General features: G+C 71.6%; 14 protein-coding genes. 5 read left to right on the forward strand and 9 right to left on the reverse strand.

The window, feature by feature from the left end:
* Window positions 1–582: non-oxidative hydroxyarylic acid decarboxylases subunit B (locus tag FRZ03_RS19310; RefSeq protein WP_146466434.1), on the reverse strand; the 582-nt coding region annotated here is incomplete at its 3' end.
* Window positions 583–738: 156 nt separating this feature from the next.
* On the opposite strand from FRZ03_RS19310, the gene FRZ03_RS19315 reads away from it, so the two are divergent.
* The gene (locus FRZ03_RS19315) at window positions 739–1,602 is read left to right on the forward strand and encodes an AraC family transcriptional regulator (RefSeq protein WP_146466416.1); all 864 of its coding nucleotides are present in this window, start codon (window positions 739–741) and stop codon (window positions 1,600–1,602) included.
* A gap of 18 nt (window positions 1,603–1,620) precedes the next feature.
* On the opposite strand, the gene FRZ03_RS19320 is transcribed toward FRZ03_RS19315, so the two are convergent.
* From FRZ03_RS19320 to FRZ03_RS19330, 3 genes are read right to left on the reverse strand one after another with little or no spacing between them, the layout of a single operon-like run.
* Window positions 1,621–1,842: a DUF397 domain-containing protein gene (locus tag FRZ03_RS19320; protein ID WP_146466417.1), complete on the reverse strand. Its 222-nt coding sequence runs from the start codon at window positions 1,840–1,842 to the stop codon at window positions 1,621–1,623.
* A gap of 17 nt (window positions 1,843–1,859) precedes the next feature.
* On the reverse strand, window positions 1,860–2,084 hold the full coding sequence (locus tag FRZ03_RS19325; protein ID WP_146466418.1) for a DUF397 domain-containing protein: 225 nt from the start codon (window positions 2,082–2,084) through the stop codon (window positions 1,860–1,862).
* Window positions 2,071–2,913 carry a helix-turn-helix domain-containing protein gene (locus FRZ03_RS19330; protein WP_146466419.1) on the reverse strand — a complete coding sequence of 281 codons (843 nt, stop codon included), beginning with the start codon at window positions 2,911–2,913 and terminating at the stop codon, window positions 2,071–2,073. The genes FRZ03_RS19325 and FRZ03_RS19330 overlap by 14 nt, the downstream gene beginning before the upstream one ends.
* Before the next feature lie 110 nt (window positions 2,914–3,023).
* Between FRZ03_RS19330 and FRZ03_RS19335 the strand changes: the two genes are divergently transcribed.
* The 4 genes from FRZ03_RS19335 to FRZ03_RS19350 are packed head-to-tail and all read left to right on the forward strand — an operon-like array spanning window position 3,024 to window position 5,241.
* Complete coding sequence (locus FRZ03_RS19335) at window positions 3,024–3,233, forward strand: hypothetical protein (RefSeq protein ID WP_146466420.1); 210 nt, start codon at window positions 3,024–3,026, stop codon at window positions 3,231–3,233.
* Window positions 3,230–3,562: a hypothetical protein gene (locus tag FRZ03_RS19340; protein ID WP_146466421.1), complete on the forward strand. Its 333-nt coding sequence runs from the start codon at window positions 3,230–3,232 to the stop codon at window positions 3,560–3,562. The genes FRZ03_RS19335 and FRZ03_RS19340 overlap by 4 nt, the downstream gene beginning before the upstream one ends.
* 39 nt (window positions 3,563–3,601) lie before the next feature.
* Window positions 3,602–3,973, forward strand: a complete 372-nt coding sequence (locus tag FRZ03_RS19345; protein WP_146466422.1) for a YciI family protein — start codon at window positions 3,602–3,604, stop codon at window positions 3,971–3,973.
* Window positions 3,970–5,241, forward strand: a complete 1,272-nt coding sequence (locus tag FRZ03_RS19350) for an RNA polymerase sigma factor (protein WP_146466423.1) — start codon at window positions 3,970–3,972, stop codon at window positions 5,239–5,241. Before FRZ03_RS19345 ends, FRZ03_RS19350 begins: the two co-directional genes overlap by 4 nt.
* Here FRZ03_RS19350 and FRZ03_RS19355 read toward each other — a convergent pair.
* The 5 genes from FRZ03_RS19355 to FRZ03_RS19375 all read right to left on the reverse strand — a co-directional run bounded on the left by FRZ03_RS19355 (window position 5,183) and on the right by FRZ03_RS19375 (window position 10,895).
* Window positions 5,183–5,992, reverse strand: coding sequence for a hypothetical protein (locus FRZ03_RS19355; RefSeq protein ID WP_146466424.1), 810 nt, complete (start codon window positions 5,990–5,992; stop codon window positions 5,183–5,185). The genes FRZ03_RS19350 and FRZ03_RS19355 overlap by 59 nt on opposite strands.
* A gap of 74 nt (window positions 5,993–6,066) precedes the next feature.
* Window positions 6,067–6,447, reverse strand: coding sequence for a D-ribose pyranase (rbsD, locus tag FRZ03_RS19360; protein WP_146466425.1), 381 nt, complete (start codon window positions 6,445–6,447; stop codon window positions 6,067–6,069).
* Window positions 6,444–7,346 carry a ribokinase gene (locus FRZ03_RS19365; RefSeq protein ID WP_146466426.1) on the reverse strand — a complete coding sequence of 301 codons (903 nt, stop codon included), beginning with the start codon at window positions 7,344–7,346 and terminating at the stop codon, window positions 6,444–6,446. Before FRZ03_RS19365 ends, rbsD begins: the two co-directional genes overlap by 4 nt.
* Window positions 7,347–7,435: 89 nt before the next feature.
* The gene (locus FRZ03_RS19370) at window positions 7,436–9,385 is read right to left on the reverse strand and encodes an ABC transporter permease/substrate-binding protein (RefSeq protein WP_146466427.1); all 1,950 of its coding nucleotides are present in this window, start codon (window positions 9,383–9,385) and stop codon (window positions 7,436–7,438) included.
* Window positions 9,375–10,895 (reverse strand): sugar ABC transporter ATP-binding protein, encoded by a 1,521-nt coding sequence (locus FRZ03_RS19375; protein ID WP_146466428.1) that lies wholly within the window; start codon window positions 10,893–10,895, stop codon window positions 9,375–9,377. Before FRZ03_RS19375 ends, FRZ03_RS19370 begins: the two co-directional genes overlap by 11 nt.
* Window positions 10,896–10,917: the final 22 nt, after the last annotated feature.

Raw genomic sequence — 10,917 nt, forward strand, 5'->3', positions numbered from 1 at the left:
GGACCTGAGGTCCCGCGCGGCGCGCATGCCCTCCCACCGCTTGGCGGCGGGGGCGGGCAGCTCGAACTGGTCGAGGACGCGGGCGACGATGTGGTCCACGATGTCGTCGACCGACTCGGGGTGGTTGTAGAAGGCGGGCATCGGCGGCACCATCTGCACGCCCATGCGGGCGAGCGCGAGCATGTTCTCCAGATGGATCTCGCTCAGCGGGGTCTCGCGGGGGACGAGGACGAGCCTGCGGCGCTCCTTGAGGACGACGTCCGCCGCGCGGCCGACCAGACCGTCCGCGTAACCGGCGCGGATGCCGGCGAGCGTCTTCATGGAGCAGGGGACGATCACCATGCCGTCGGTCCTGAAGGACCCCGAGGAGATCGTCGCGCCCTGGTCGTCGGGGTTGTGCACGACGTCCGCCAGCTCGGCGACCTCGCGGGCCGTCCGCCCGGTCTCCAGCTCGATCGTGGTGCGGGCCCACCGGCTGAGCACGAGATGGGTCTCCACCTCGGGCAGCTCCGCGAGGTTCTCCAGGAGCCGCACGCCGAGGGCGGCCCCGGTGGCTCCGGTCATCCCTACGACCAGTCTCATACGAGGGCTCCCTCACCGTTGTCGCGTACTTCATGCACGCCTGTGACCTGCACCGATGTCTCCACGCTAGGAGCGGGACCGGGGTCGTCGGCGGTAGGCTCGGGACTAGCCATGGGAAAAAACGGACAGCCTTCCGGGCAGCCGGAATCTCGGCCGGTGATCCGGGACCTGGAGTTCCGCCGCACCGCCGGCTCCCCGCCGGGCCTCGAACTGGTCAACCTCGCCGAGCTGGACCGGCGCGCCCGCAACCACGGCAACGAGCCGTACGCGCCCCTGCGCCCCGCCTTCCACCAGCTCGTCGCGGTGCGCTCGGGGAGCCTCACGGTGTCCGTGGACTTCACCACGTACACCCTCGACGCGGGTTCCTGGCTGTGGATCCGGCCCGGGCAGGTGCAGCGCTGGGGACGGGACCTGCCGGTCTCCGACGGCGTGGTGGTCGCCTTCCCGGCGGGCTTCCCGGACGCGGCCACGGTCGCGGCGGCCTTCGCGCGGCCGCCGTACGCGCCGGGCCCCGTGCGCCCGGCCGGCGCGGACGCGGAGGGCCTGCGCCGGGCGCTCGACCACCTGCGGTACGAGTACGAGGCGATGACGGAGCTGCCGCTGGAGTCCCATGTGCAGGCGCTGCGGCATCTGCTGGCGGTGCTGCTGCTGCGGCTGGCCAAGGCGCGGGGCGCGGCCCCGGACGCGCCGGTCTCCAATCAGGCGTTCCGGCGCTTTTACGCGGCCGTCGAGCGGGACTTCGCGGTCACGCGCCGGGTGGAGGACTACGCGGCGGCCCTCGGCTACAGCCCGCGCACGCTCACGCGGGCCACGACGGCGGCCACCGGGATGTCGGCGAAGCGGTACATCGACGAGCGGGTGGTGCTGGAGGCCAAGCGGGAGCTGGCCCACAGCCGGCTGCCCGCCACCGTCATCGCCGCCCGGCTGGGCTTCACCGACTCCAGCGACTTCACCAAGTTCTTCCGCCAGCGGACGGGTACGACCCCGACGGCGTTCCGCCGGGAGGCCGCCGGGGCGTGAGGTGGCCCGTCACACGGGTCAGGCGAGCCGCCCGCCCTTCACGGCACCGATGAAGGAGGCCCAGCCGTCGGAGGAGATGAGCAGCGCCGGGCCGGTGGCGTTCTTGCTGTCGCGGACGGGGACGGTGGTGTGGCCGCGGGCTACTTCGAGGCAGTCTCCCTGGCCCCCGCCGCTGTGGCTGGACTTGAACCAGCCGGTGAGGGTGGAAGCGTTGGGGAGGGTGTGGTCATTGCTCGGCATGGCATGCCCTTCCGCTGTCAGCTCTTGAAGTGTCCGCCTTTGACCGCGCCGACGAAGAAAGTCCAGCCGCGCAGGGAGAAGAGGAGTGTCAGCTTGGAGCCATTCTTGCTGTCGCGGACGGGAACGGTGGTGCGGCCGCAAGCTACTTCGAGGCAGTCGCTCTGTCCGCCGCCGCTGTAGCTGGACTTGTACCACCGGGTGACGGTTGATGCGTCGGAGACGGAGCGTTCATTGCTCAACATGTGCGTATTCCTCTGCTACCGCTCTGATGAAAGCGAGCGAGTCTTCCCGGGACAGCGCCTCGCTCAGCGCAAGGTCGTAAGCCGTCTGGCACTGTGCCACCAGGGCAGGATTCTTCATCAAATTACCGGTGATGAAGCCCTCAACGTAGGCCACGGGGGCATTGTTTTCAAAGCTCAGAAGCGTGAGCATGCTCTGGGCGAGGGCATGAGCCCCGGCGCTGTGCGGCAGCACGTGGAACCGAAGGCGCCCTACTTCGGACATGTCCGCGATCTTGTGGAGTTGTTCGGCCATGACACGGGAGCCACCAACGCGGCGCCGCAGTACCCCCTCGTCGAGGAGCGTCCACACGACAGGCTGTGTTGGGCTCTCCAGGATTCGGGCGCGCCCCGTTCGGAGGGCAACTGACCTGTCGAGTTCCTCGGCTGGGCAGTGGGATCTGTATCCCCTGAATACGGCACGGGCGTAGTCGGGGGTTTGGAGCATGCCGGGAACGAGCGAGAGCGCGAACTGCTGGATTTGAGTCGCTTTGCGCTCAAGTTCGGACATGGCGGCAAAGTAACTCGCCCACGTCGAGGTCAGCTCTTTCAGCCAGCGAGTGAAGAAGCCGTCCGTATTCAGCGCCTGATCGATCCGTTGCACGTCGTCGTCACTCGGCAACCGCCTGCCCGCCTCGTAGTGACTGATCAGAGTGGGCGAGCACACAACATGCTGGGCCAGTTCAGCCTGGGTGAGTCCGGCTGCTCTGCGCCGTGACCGGATCTCCTCCCCGAACTCCTCGCGCGCTGTTCGAGACCTGCCGTGTCCGTCCAACGGCCAACTCCCTTGCATGACAAGTGGGATGTCAACTCGGCTCCCCTGGCAAGCCTAGCCACCGCCACCCCACTCTGTGACTGATTCACCACACACCGCAGTCACCACAGACGAAAAGGCAGGTCGGCATGACACGACTCCTCGCCCGGCTGGTCGAGCCCTTGCTGAGGCTCCTCCTGCCCGCCCGCGGACGCCGACGGCGCGGGCCGGTGTACCCGTCGTACTCGTGCCCGTACGTCGGCGGCCCCACGGCGTACCGGCAGGGCGAAGCCCCCCTCCGCGGCGAGGACGGCCCGCTCGTCCGCCCCTACCTCGACCTCGTGGAGACCTACGCGTGAACGAACGACTGCTTCCCTGGACCGGTTCGGAAGGGAAGCCCTGCTACCTCGTCGGCGACGGCACCGGATACGTCTCCCGGGTCGCCGACCAGGTCGAGCAGGTACAACTCGGTATGGCGGAAAGCCTCTTGGAGCACACCACCGAACTCCTCGACGGGCCGGGGCGGAGACTGACCGGCGAGGAGCTGCACTACCTGATCCGCCGCCTCGTCGAGTCGCTGAAGGAGATCACGCGGATCGCGGACAGCAGGGGCGCCCGGCTGAGGAATCTCCCGGAACATGTGCCGGACGATGTCAAGAAGTCCGACGCGGCTCCGACCACTGGGTGAAGGGCCCGGCAGGGGCCCGCGAACCGTGAGGAGCACACCATGCAGTTCCTGATCGCCCTGCACGTCAACCCCGCCGTGCTGGACGCGCTGACCCCCGAGGAGAAGGCGGCGGTCCAGGAGGGCCACGGCGCGTTCATCGAGGCGCTGAAGGAGTCCGGCGAGCTGGTCACCACGCAGGCGCTGGCCGACCCGTCGCAGTCCGCCGTCGTCACCGTGCGCGGCGGGCGGACGGTCGTCACCGACGGTCCCTTCCTGGAGGCCAAGGAGCACCTGGGCGGCTACTACCTGGTCGACTGCGAGGACCGGGACCGGGCGGTCGAGCTGGCCGCGATGATCCCGGACGCCGCGATCGAGGGCCTGGGGGTCGAGGTGCGCCAGGTGATGTTCGAGTGCGGACGGCTGGAGGCGTGAGCGACTCCCGCCCGGCACCGGGCGCCGAGGACCTGCTGCGCGACCTCGCGCCGCGGGTCCTCGGCACGCTCGTCCGCCGGCACGGCCGCTTCGAGGACTGCGAGGACGCCGTGCAGGAGGCCGTCCTCGCCGCCACCGCGCAGTGGCCGGGCGAGGGCGTGCCCGGCAACCCGCGCGGCTGGCTGACCACGGTCGCCGCCCGCCGGCTGGCCGACCAGGCGCGCAGCGACCTCGCCCGCCGGGAACGGGAGGCCGCGACCGCCGCCGAGGTCGCCCCCGGCGAGGTGCCGGACACCGACGACACCCTGCTCCTGCTGTTCCTGTGCTGCCATCCGGCGCTGACCCCGGCCTCCCGGACCGCGCTGACCCTGCGGGCCGTGGGCGGTCTGACCACGGCCGAGATCGCCGGCGCCTTCCTGGTGCCGGAGGCCACGACGGCGGCCCGGATCAGCCGGGCCAAGCAGCGGGTCAGGGCGGCGGGCGGCACCTTCGCCCAGCCCGGCGGCCCGGAACTGCGGGAGCGGCTGCCGGTCGTCCTGCACGTGCTCTACCTGATCTTCAACGAGGGCTACACCGCCACCTCGGGCAGCCGCCTCGACCGTCCCGACCTCGCGCACGAGGCCATCCGGCTCACCCGGGCGGTGCACGCCCAGCTCCCCGAGGACGACGAGGTCACCGGCCTGCTCGCCCTGATGCTGCTGACCGACGCCCGCCGCACGGCTCGTACCACCCCCTCGGGCGACCTGGTCCCGCTCGCGGAGCAGGACCGTACGGCCTGGGACCGCGCCCTGATCGAGGAGGGCACCGCACTGGTCGAGACGGCGCTGGCCGGACCCTCCCTCGGGCCCTACGTCCTCCAGGCCGCCATCGCCGCCACCCACGCCGACGCGGCCACGGCCGAGGAGACCAACTGGGCGCAGGTGTACGCCCTTTACCTGATCCTGGAGCGTATCGCGCCCAATCCCATGGTCACCCTCAACCGCGCGATCGCCCTCGCCGAGACCGAGGGCCCCGAGGCCGGGCTCGCCCTCCTCGCCACCCTGGACGGCGACCCCCGCACGGCCCGCCACCACCGGCTGCTGTCGGTCCGGGCCCACCTGCTGGAGCAGACGGGGGACACACGGGGGGCGTACGACCACTACCGGCGCGCCGCCAAGGCCACGGCCAGTCGTGCCGAGCAGCGGTATCTGGAGGCGCGGGCGGCCCGGCTCAGCGGGCGGACATCCGGCGGTACGCCCGGCCCCGCACGAACAGGACGACGAAGGTGACCGCGGCGACGAAGCACACCAACATGCCGAAGGTCAGCAGGACGTATCCCGTGTCGCTGATGCCCGGCGCGTCGGTCACCGTGGCCATGCCCAGGGCGGTCTTTACCCGGTGCTCGTGATCGGGATGGTCCACGATGTAGAGGATCTGCCCCACGATCCCCAGCACGCAGAGCGCCGCCCAGACCAGCAGCCACCCGCCCGCCCTGCCCCACCAGGGGACCCGCGGGCGCAGGGCGACCTGCGGGCACCGGGCCAGCAGCGCGCGCCCGAGGTCCGCGGCGTACGCGGCGAGGCCGTCCGTCCGCAGCCGGCGGCCGTCGTCGAAGCCGATCTCGATGCGGTAGCCGTTGCCGAGCCGGGTCGCGACGCGGTTCACGGCGTCGCCCTCGACGTGGAGGGAGGTGACGCGGTCCCAGGTCCAGGCGGCGGTCCCCCGCCGCGACCCGTGGACCAGGCCCAGCTCCCGCACCTCGATGTACTCGCCGGGCTCGCCGCGCAGCGCCCGGACGATCTGTGTCACCGCGACCCACACGGCGCCCAGCGCGAGTCCGATCAGCAGGCCGATCGCCCGGTTGGCGCCGGCGGACCCCTGGTCGGTGGCGGTCAGGCCCCACACCCCCAGCCAGCCCGAGGGCACCGCGACGAGCAGGGCCCAGGCGGCGTTCACCCAGCGCTTGCGGTGGTCGATCGGGTGCCGGCCGATCACCGGCCCGAGCGCGTCGAAAGCGGTCGCTCCCTCGATGGCAGTCACCGGGCAAGTCAAGCACCGGCCCGGCCGGTCGCTCAACACCCGGATCGGTCAGGGGCCTTGCGGATCTCCGGTGCTCAGAAGAACACCCCGCACCGCAGCAGCACATTGGCGTACGGGCTGGCCTCGCCGGTGCGGACGATCAGCCGCGCCCCCGCCGACAGCTCCTTGAGCCGTTCGTGGGGCACGTAGGCCAGGCCGGGCAACCGCCGCTCCAGCAGCTCCCGATGGGCCCCGCGCAGCTCGTGCGCCGCCGTCGCCCCCTCGACGACCAACTCGTCGAGCAGTCCGTCCAGGACCTCGGCGAAGGACGGCACTCCGGCCCGGAAGGCCAGGTCCACCACGCGCGGACCGTCCGGGATCGGCATGCCCGCGTCGCACACCAGCACCCCGTCGGTGTGCCCCAGCTCGGCCAGCGCACCGGCCAGATGACGATTGAGGATGCCCGACTTCTTCACAGCGCCCGGACCTCCTCGGCCGTCGGGTACGACTCCTGCGCCCCCGGCTTCGTCACGGCCGCCGCGCCGACGCGCGCCGCGTACCCGGCCGCCTCCGCGAGGCTCGCGCCCGTGCCCAGCCGCCACGCCAGCGCGGCCGTGAACGCGTCGCCCGCGCCCGTGGTGTCCACCGCGTCGACCTTCACCGACGCCACCCGGGTCGCGCCCGAGCCGTCGTACACCAGCGCGCCCTCGGCGCCGAGCGTCACCACCACCGAGCGCGGACCCAGGGCCAGCAGGCCCCGCGCCCAGTCCTCGGGGCGCTCGCCCGCCCCGGCCCCGCCCAGGATCACCCGCGCCTCGTGCTCGTTGACGATCAGCGGGTCGCAGGCGGCCAGCACCTCGGCGGGCAGCGGGCGCGGCGGGGACGGGTTCAGCACGAACCGGGTGCCGGACGGCAGGGCGCGCACCACCTCCTCGACCGTCTCCAGCGGGATCTCCAGCTGGGCGGAGACCACGCGGGAGGCACGCAGCAGGCCCTCGGCCGCGCGCACGTCCGCCGGGGTGAGGCGGGCGTTGGCACCCGGCGACACCACGATGCTGTTGTCCCCGGACGGGTCGACGGTGATCAGCGCGACGCCGGTCGGCGCCCCGCCCGCCAGCACGCCCGCCGGGTCCACCCCGGCCGAGCGCAGGGAGTCGAGCAGCAGCCGGCCGTGGCCGTCGTCGCCGACCCGGGCCAGCAGGGCCGTACGGGCCCCGAGCCGGGCGGCGGCCACCGCCTGGTTGGCGCCCTTGCCGCCGGGGTGCACGGACAGGTCCCCGCCGAGCACCGTCTCCCCGGCACCCGGCCGCCGCTCGACACCGATCACCAGGTCGGCGTTGGCCGAGCCCACGACCAACAGGTCGTAGTCGTACATGACTTGACTCCCATGAGAGATGAACCGGGGCGGACGGCCGCCACGTGTGGTGTACGACCGCCCGCCCGAGTCTTCCGCGTCTTCTTCCGTCAGCCGCTGAAGCCGGCCACGTTGTCCTTCGTGACGACCTTCACCGGCACCTTCACCATCTGCTCCACCTTCTTGCCCTGGGTCGCCTTGAGGGCGTTGTCCACGGCGATCCGGCCGAGCTGGGTCGGCTGCTGGGCGACCGAGGCGTAGAGCGTGCCCGCCTTGACCGCCTTCAGGCCGTCGGGGGTGCCGTCGAAGCCGACCACCGGCACCGACGTACCGGCCTTGGAACCCAGCGCCTTGATCGCGCCGAGCGCCATCTCGTCGTTGGCGGCGATCACGCCCTGCACGTCCGGGTGCGCCTGGAGCAGGTTCGACATCACGTCGAGGCCCTTGGTGCGGTCGAAGTCGGCCGGCTGCTGGGCCACCACCTTGATGCCCGGGTAGGCCTTGAGGCCGTTGGCGAAGCCCTGCGCGCGCTCACGCGCCGCCGAGGTGCCCGCCTGGCCCTGGAGGATCACGATCTTGCCCTTGCCGCCCAGCTTCTCGGCGATCGTCCTGGCCGCCTGCTCGCCGCCGGCGATGTTGTCCGAGGCCACCAGGGCGTTCACGTCCGCCTTGTTGACGCCGCGGTCGACCGCGATGACCGGAATGTTCGCCCTGTCGGCGGCCTTGACCGAGTTGCTCGCCGCGTCCGAGTCCACCGGGTTGACGATGATCGCGCCCAGGTGCGAACTGGTGAAGTTCTGGAGCTGGTTGGCCTGCTGCGAGGCGTCGTTCTGGGCGTCGGTCACCGTCAGGTCCACACCCAGTTTCTTCGCCTCGGCCTGCGCGCCGGAGCGGATCTGCACGAAGAACGGGTTGTTGAGGGTGGACAGCGACAGACCCATCTTCGGCTTGTCCGAGGCCGAGGAGCCGTTGTGCAGGAAGGAGGTCGCGCCGACGACCGCCACCGTCACCACGGCCGCGAGCCCGTACGTCGCCGCCTGCTTGCCCTTGTTGCCGCCGCCACCGGTGGTCACCGGGGTGGCGCCCGCCTTGCGGCGCACCGTGTCGAGCAGCACCGCCAGCGCGATGACGACACCGATCACGACCTGCTGCCAGAACGCCGAGACGTTGAGCAGGTTGAGGCCGTTGCGCAGCACCGCGAGGATCAGCGCGCCGACCAGGGTGCCCGACGCCTTGCCGGTGCCGCCCGCGAGCGAGGCGCCGCCGATCACGACCGCGGCGATCGCGTCCAGCTCGTAGCCGTCGGCTGCCTGCGGCTGCGCGGAGGACAGCCGGGAGGCCAGCACGATGCCGGCCACCGCGGCGAACACGCCGGACAGGGCGTAGATCGCGAGCTTCTGCTTCTTCACCCGCAGGCCCGACAGGCGCGCGGCCTCCTCGTTGCCGCCGATCGCGTACATCGAGCGGCCGATGTAGGTGCGGCCGAGCACGAACGCGGCCAGCAGCCCCATCACGATCATGACCAGCACCGGCACCGGCAGCCAGTCGCCGAGGGTGTCACCGAGGTGCGAGACCGAGTCCGGGAACGGGATCGGCACACCGCCGGAGATGACCAGCGCCAGACCGCGGCCCACCGACAGCATCGCCAGCGTCGCGATGAACGGCGGCAGCTTGCCGTAGGCGATCAGGAAGCCGTTCACCAGTCCGGCCACCACACCCGTGGCGACCGCGAGGACGACGGCCAGCGCGACCGGCACCCCGTGCTGGGTGGCGCTCCAGGCCAGCACGGTCGCCGACAGCGCGGCCACCGAGCCCACGGACAGGTCGATGCCCGCCGCGACGATCACGAACGTGACACCGAAGGCCAGGATGGCCGTCACGGCCGCCTGGACGCCGATGTTCAGCAGGTTGTCCGTCGTCAGGAAGTCGCCGGACAGCGCCGACAGGGCGACGACCAGGACGATCAGCGCGGTCAGCGCGCCGTTGTCGAGCAGCAGCCGGCGCAGGCCGCCCGGGGCGCCACTCGCGCCCGTCGTGCTCTTGAGCGTGTCAGCGGCCACGGGTGGCCTCCTTCTCAGCGGTGGGGGTGGAAACGGCGAGCGCCATCACGGCGTCCTGGGTGGCCTCGTCGGCCGCGAGTTCTCCGGCGATCCGGCCCTGGGCCATCACCAGGACCCGGTCGCTCATGCCGAGCACCTCGGGCAGATCGCTGGAGATCATCAGTACGGCGGCGCCGGCCGCCGTCAGCTCGTTGATCAGCTGGTAGATCTCGACCTTGGCGCCGACGTCGATGCCGCGTGTCGGCTCGTCGAGGATCAGCACCTTGGTGTCGGCCAGCAGCCACTTGCCGATGACGACCTTCTGCTGGTTGCCGCCGGACAGCGTGCGCACGTGCTGGCCGAGCCCGGCCATCCGCACGCCCAGCTGCCCCGCCATCCGCTCGGCCGCCACGTGCTGCGCCTTGCGGTCGACCAGGCCCGCCCGGGACGCCGACCGCATGGTCACGAGGCCCAGGTTCTCCTCGACGGAGGCGTCGAGCACGAGCCCCTGCCCCTTGCGGTCCTCGGGCACGAGCCCGATCCCGGCCGCCATCGCGGCGTTCACGTCGGAGCGCCGCAGCGCGTCGCCGCCGACCTTTACGGTGCCGTCGTCGTACGGGTCCGCGCCGAACACGGCCCGCACGACCTCGGTCCGTCCGGCGCCCACGAGCCCGGCGATGCCGACGACCTCACCGGCGTGCACCTCGAAGCTCACGTCGTGGAAGACCCCGTCGCGGGTCAGCCCCTCGACACTGAGCAACGCGGCGCCCCTGTCGGGCCGTCGGCGCGGGTACTGCTGCTCGATGGAGCGTCCGACCATGAGCCGCACCAGCTCGTCCTCGGGGGTGGCGGCGGGCACCTGCCCGACGCTCTTCCCGTCCCGGATGACGGTGACGCGGTCGCCGAGGGCGGCGATCTCGTCGAGGTGGTGGGTGATGAACACGATGCCCACCCCGTCCGCGCGCAGCTGCCGCACGATGGCGAACAGCTTCTCGACCTCCTCCGAGGTCAGCACGGCGGTCGGCTCGTCCATGATGAGCACCCGCGCGTCCAGGCTCAGCGCCTTGGCGATCTCCACCATCTGGAGCCGGGCGATGCCGAGTTCGCGCACCCGGGCTCGCGGCGAGACCTGCACGCCGACCCGTTCGAGCAGTTCGGCGGCGTCGGCCTCCATCCGCCCCCGGTCGATCATCCCGAACCGGCGCGGCTGGCGGCCGAGGAAGATGTTCTCGGCGACCGTCAGATCCGGAACGAGGTTGAACTCCTGGTAGATGGTGGTGATCCCGAGCCGCTCGGAGTCCTGCGCACCATGGATGCGCACCTCCTCACCGCCCACGAGGATCCGCCCGGAGTCGGGCGTGTAGGCACCGGAGAGCATCTTGATGAGCGTGCTCTTGCCGGCGCCGTTCTCACCGAGCAGCACATGCACCTCGCCACGGCGCAGGTCGAAGTCGACACCGTCGAGCGCGACCACGCCGGGAAAGGTCTTGCGTATGCCCTCGATGCGCAGCAACTCGTCCGGGTTGCTCACGGCGTGCTCCTTTGCACTGGGG

The organism is Streptomyces misionensis (genome assembly GCF_007896895.1).
In the GTDB taxonomy this organism is placed as follows: domain Bacteria; phylum Actinomycetota; class Actinomycetes; order Streptomycetales; family Streptomycetaceae; genus Streptomyces; species Streptomyces misionensis_A.